The organism is Okeania sp. (assembly GCF_983059655.1).
This window is the reverse complement of the sequence record NZ_CEZPJD010000251.1, coordinates 3,619-9,988: the sequence shown is the minus strand read 5'-3', so window position 1 is coordinate 9,988 and position 6,370 is coordinate 3,619. Positions and strand designations below refer to the sequence as shown.

At 40.8% G+C, this 6,370-nt stretch carries 2 protein-coding genes; both read left to right on the top strand.

Features of this window, described 5'->3' with window-relative positions; translation table 11 throughout:
* Nucleotides 1-1,427 precede the first annotated feature (1,427 nt).
* On the top strand, nt 1,428-4,466 hold the full coding sequence (locus tag AC3DU7_RS15420) for a type I polyketide synthase (protein ID WP_488040214.1): 3,039 nt from the start codon (nt 1,428-1,430) through the stop codon (nt 4,464-4,466).
* 27 nt (nt 4,467-4,493) lie between these two features.
* Nucleotides 4,494-6,370 (top strand): SDR family NAD(P)-dependent oxidoreductase (locus AC3DU7_RS15415; RefSeq protein ID WP_488040213.1); only part of this gene is annotated, 1,877 nt, incomplete at its 3' end.

The window sequence follows — 6,370 nt, the reverse complement described above, 5'->3', positions numbered from 1 at the left end:
GCTTTTGGGTTGCCCATACTAACTGTAGTCTATCCATGTGAAAAGCGCTATAATTTATCCAATTTATCAAAATAATTGGGTCGCGCAACCCCGCCTTGATTAGACATCTCCAGAAAATAGGGAGTAGGGAGTAGGGGGAAGAATTGATAATTTCTGTACGATAGTTGATTTTATTTTTTATAGCGCTGTGCGCAGCTCATTTGGCAGTAGGCAATAGCGGTCAGACCCCGCGCCGCCGACAGCTCGCTTGCGGAACGCCGACTCCTGTGAGGGAATGCTGACCAACAGAGGCAGTAGGGGAGATAAAAAGCTTATGATATAAAACTTTTAGCTATTGGACACCTCCTGAAATTTGTAAAGCAAGCCAGCGCACATTGCTATATTATTGGAGATGTCTATTCGCGAAATATTTTTGGAGCCTTTCTCAAATCCTCGTTACAAAAATAACTTTTGACTGTCTTGAGTATGTCTTACATTTTGGAGGGGCTTTGTACGGAATTACTTCTGCACAGTATAGCATTACGCAAATAGGTTAGGGCAATTATAGACACTCAAACGAGCGTCAGGGATTACTTCTAACTTCTAACTTCTGACTTCTGACTTGCGCGTAGCACTATAGACGCCCAGAATTACACACTCGCTTCTGACTTTTGACTTTCTTAAGGAGTGGTTTATTACCACAGTCGCTGCTAAATATTGTTAATCTTCGACAAAATCTGAAAAAAATTATGTGGGTCTTACTCTATAGTTTATAGTATAGCAATGTGCGCTGGCTTGCTTTACAAATTTCAGGAACTGTCCAATAGCTAAAAGTTTTATATCATAAGCTTTTTATCCCCCCTACTGCCTATTGCCTACTGCCAAATGAGCTGCGCACAGCGCTATAAATCGCCTGCTGTGACTAAGTTTTGGTTTTTTTTGACAAAATCAAAAAATTTGTCGATCGTAGCTGTCGATAATCGACAAAAAGTTGATTTGCCTAGATTACTATTATTAGTTAAGTAAGTTATTGGTCAAAAATAACTTATATATCCAAAAATATTTCTAGGTGTTACTACCTTAGCAATCCAATCAAAATAGAACAAATATTTAGTTAATAGGAGAAATATTATGGCTTCAATTGTTTAAATCATACTGCTCAATACTCCCGATTGTTGTACTTCTCTAAATTGAGAATTTAAACAAAAGACAAAATTATAGAGCATTGCTAGTTAGGGGTATTTCCCCACAGGATCTTTGCCATTACTATGTACCACCATCTTTATTTTAGCAAATAATTAAGGTTTAAAGCTTCTCCTTTAAATAGGTTTAAATAGGAAATAAGGAACAATAAAAAATTTTCCTTAAGCCTCAATCCTCTCCTTGAAAATAAGAGGTAATTGTTAATTATTAATTATTAATTGTTGAAATATTTAGGACTAGGAAAGATGAATCTACAAACACCGAGAATAACAACTCCAATAGCTGTTGTTGGGTTAGGTTGCCATTATCCCGGTGCCGATGAACTCTCAGCACTTTGGGAAAATATATTAGCTAGACGTTGTCAATTTCGAGAGATGCCAGACCAACGCTTACCCCTGTCTGAATATTATGACAGCGATCGCCATGCACCTGATAAAACCTATGGTAGTCAAGCTGCTTTGATAGAGGGTTTTGAGTTTGATTGGGTGAAGCGACGAGTTCCTCAATCAACTGTTGCCTCCGCCGATATTGTCCATTGGTTAGCCTTAGAAGTTGCTTTAAAAGCGATCGAGAATGCAGGTTATAAACGTGAAACCGTACCAATTCAGAAATCTGGTGTCATTTTAGGCAACACCTTAACAGGAGAACATACCCGCTCTCATACTATGCGTTTGCGCTGGCCTTTTGTGAAAAAAGTTTTGTATGCTGCTGCTACAGCTAAAGGTTTATCCCCTAAAGCAGTCGCAGAATTCAGCCAAACGATGGAATACTTCTATAAATCTGTCTTTCCTGAAATTAACGAAGACTCATTAGCAGGAGGTCTTTCTAATACCATCAGTGGCAGAATTTGTAATTTCTTCAATTTTGATGGAGGAGGATATACTGTAGATGGTGCTTGCTCTTCCTCATTAATTGCTGTTGCAACCGCTGCTACTGCTTTAGCCAATGGCGATTTAGATATGGCGTTAGCTGGTGGTGTTGATATTAGTTTGGATACCTTTGAGCTAATTGGTTTTGCCAAAACAGGTGCTTTGACAGCTGAAGACATGACTGTTTATGACCGTCGTGGTAGCGGTTTTATTCCGGGTGAAGGCTGTGGTTTTGCAGTTCTCAAACGCCTTGAAGATGCTCGGGCAGCAGGGAACTATATTTATGCTATTATCAATGGTTGGGGAATATCCTCTGATGGAAAAGGAGGTATTACTGCTCCCTCAAAAACTGGACAGGCAAAAGCTTTGGCCCGTGCTTATGAAAAAGCAGGATATAGTCCAGGGCAGCTTCATTTTATCGAGGGACATGGTACGGGAACGCCCGTAGGCGATCGCACTGAATTAGAAGGAGTAGCATTAACTATGGGTGCTTATGGGGAAACGAAACCTCGTTCCTGTGGCATGACTTCTTTTAAGTCTATCGTTGGACATACCAAAGCTGCTGCTGGTATAGGTGGGTTTATTAAAGCTGTCATGGCTGTGAATCAAAGAATTTTACCCCCAACAGCTAGCTGTGAAGAGCCTAATTCTGTATTTGATGAGGTAGCTAAATGTTTCTATCCAATTTTACAAGGAGAAATTTATCCTCCTACAGAAACTGTTTATGGAGGGGTTTCTGCTATGGGTTTTGGTGGAATTAATTCCCATGTTACCTTGTCTTCGGGTGATGCTCCGGCAGTGTCTTTAAAGCCTTCTTTAGATGAAAGAGCTTTACTGGTTTCTCATCAAGATACAGAAGTATTTGTTTTGAGTGCTGCTTCGGTTACTGCACTATTGGAACGGACTCAGCAAGTTGCCCAACAAGCGAAAGGTATAAGTATAGGGGAGTTTGTCGATCTAGCAGCAGAACTTTCTAGTCAAGTAAATCAAGAGTTTCCCTGCCGAGCAGCGATAGTAGCTGGAACTCCAAAAGACTTATTAGCATCTCTGAAACAGTTAGAGCAACTCCTCAACGATCGCCCCCCTGCTCCCAAGGAAGTTCAAGTTACTCCCCAAAGAAATATTTGGGTTTCTCATCAGGTTAAGCGCAGTCGTGTGGCTTTTCTCTTTCCCGGTCAAGGATCGCAGGGATTAAACATGGCCCGGACTTTAGTACAACGCTATGCTTGGGCACGAGAATTTTTGGAACAGAGCGATCGCTGGCTAGAAGAAATGGGATTTTCACCCATTAGTAAGTATATTTATTGCCCTCTAGACAAGGCAGTCGATCGAGAACAAGTAAAGCAGTGGTCTCAAGAATTGACTCTGGTTGCCCCAACTGCAATTTGTTTTGTTTCTTTACTCTGGAAGCGTTACCTCGAACGTTTGGGGATTAAACCTGTTGCTGTTGGCGGTCACAGTCTGGGAGAATTGGTGGCTTTTCATGTCGCTGGTGCTTATGATGAAAAAACATTACTTGGGTTTGCTGCCATGAGGGGAAAGTTGATGACAGCAGAAACTACTCAAGCAGGAACTATGGCAAGTTTAGGCTGCGATATTCAAACTGCTCAACAGCTCGTATCTGGAATTCCTGGTTATGTTGCGGTAGCAAATATTAATAGTCCGGTACAAACAGTAATTTCTGGAGAAAAAACAAGTGTGGAATTGGTATTGCAACGAGCAGCTACCCAGGAAATTCAATATAAGGAGTTAGCTGTTGCTAACGGGTTTCATTCCCAAATGATGTCAGAAGCAGCTAAAGATTTACGCGATTACGCGCCCATTCCAGAGAAACTGGAAGTGCCTCAAGTGCAATTATTTTCTAGTATTGATGGTCAGTTAATTGAATCAGGAGTTAACCTCAAAGAACATTTTGCTGGCCAAGTCACAGCTCAAGTTAATTTTATTGAACTGGTGAAAGCGATCGCTCCTCAATGCGATATTATGCTCGAAGTTGGACCTGGGAAAGTACTTTCAGGATTAGTAAGTGCCATCACAGACTCGCCTTTATGTCTGTCATTGGAATCTAAACCAGGAAAAGCAAAAGACCTGAATTTAGTTCTAGCAAGCTTTTTTGCCCATGGCGGTCAAATTAACTGGTCAAATGTTTATGAAAATCGTCTGCTTCGTCCCTTTATCCCCGCGTCACAAAGACTATTTATTGATAATCCTTGCGAACGACCTTTTTCAGTTTCCCCAGAATATATCTCTCCGATGAACCTATCTTTTTCTGGCGAGCAACCAGAGGCAAACTCAAGCACGCCATTTAACGACACTGCTATTATTGAAGCTCTATCCCATTACTTTGTCGAACGAGGATCATTTTTAGCAGATTTAATTCGAGCAGATATCGAAAACTTTCCTCCCACTATGTAAAACCTACCAATCATTTATATTGTTCCTATGTCTTACTCTAACCATTCAAATAACGAAGAGCTAGTTAAGCTTCTTTCCGCTTACTTCACTGAGCGAGGTTCTTTTTTAGCTCAAGTCATTCGTGCCGATCTGAAAAATTTACCTCACCTAACTAAACCTAATCAAATTACTGCCGAAAACACGCATCAGCATCATAACATTTCGCCTTCAATTAATGGTAATGGAGTTACTACGAACCACAAATACAGCGACCATCATCCTGTTATTTCCGTAACCTCCTCTGCTCAAAAAGTTACCCCGTTCCCAAAACATGTCTCTAAATTTCAAGCACAAACTTTAGATGTAGAGTCAATTTTAATCGATCTAGTTGCCAAGCAAACAGGTTATCCCGCAGATAGTATTTCCCTTGATGCCAAACTGCTTGATGACCTAAATATGGATTCCATCAAAGCTAGTGAATTAATTGCTTCTGCTACCCAAGCTTGCAACATTGCAGGTATCATCGAACCCTCAAGTTTAGCTAACGCCAGTCTCAAAGAAATTATCCAAGTCATTCATTCAACCATGGGAGGAATGGCTCAGACTACATCATCAATAGAACACAACAGTGAAATTAAACCTCAACTTGCTCCCACTAAACAAGCAGATAAAGACTTAACCTCCTTACTCCTCAGCTTAGTAGAAGAGCAGACAGGATTTCCCCAAAACACTCTTAGTTTAGACTTGCGTTTGTTAGACGATCTAAATCTTGACTCTATTAAAGCAGCAGACTTAATTGCTATAGCTGCTAAAAAAACTGGTGTCAGCGGAAAAATCGATCTGTCTACCCTAGCTAACTCCACTCTAGGGGAACTAGTAACAGCACTTCAGCAAAACCAAGTAGTTTCACGCTCAGAGGAAAAATCTATTCCGCAACCTCAAAAGATAACTCAGGAAAATTATTCCACCTGGGTACGCAACTTTGCCATTGAATATATCCCTCAAGAAATCTCCGAAGTACAAGCTAATTGGTCTCAAGCTCATGTTTTGATTGTTAGTGAAGAAGGCGATCGCCATTTTTGCCAAACATTAAAGGATGAATTACAACAAAATCAAGCTCAAGTTGAAATTATTACTTATGACCAAGTTAACTCCTTAGAAAATTCTCAGGAAAGTAGTTTTACCCACTACTTAGCTATTTTACCCCAAACCCCATCACCACAAAAAATTATTCCATTAGCACATATGACCGTTCGCATCAATAGTATTGCTACTTTAGCCATGACAAACACAAATTGTTGTCTGACTTATGTGCAATTTGGTGGCGGACATTTTGGCAGTCAAGGAGCAGCTATTTCACCTGAATTGTGTTGTGCAGGTGCTTTTGCTCGCAGCCTTCATTTAGAGCGTCCTCACAGTCGGGTAAGAGCGATCGATTTTCCTCAAAATATTGAATACTCACAAGCTACCGAACTCCTGATCCAAGAAATGAGTACTAAAGAGGCGATCGCCACAGTAGGCTATGATGAGCAACTATTGCGCTTAGTGCCACAAAGCCGTATCCAACAACCCGCAACCTATAAACCTCGCTCCCTATCTTGGTCAGCAGAGGATGTGATTCTCGTTACCGGAGGTGCAAAAGGTATTACTGCTGAATGTGCCCTCGCTTTAGCCAAAAACACTGGTGTCAAAATGGCTTTAGTTGGTCGCAGTCAAAAGGAAAACCCAGAAGTAATGCAAACCTTAAAACGCTTCCAAGATGAGAAGCTAATTTGTCAGTATTATGCTGCCGATATTACCAACTCCCAAGCTGTTGTTGAATTAGTGCAGAAAATTACTGCTGAACTAGGTTTAATTACAGGTGTCATTCATGGAGCAGGGTTAAATACACCCCGTCGTGTGGAACAAGTAACTTTAGAAGCAGC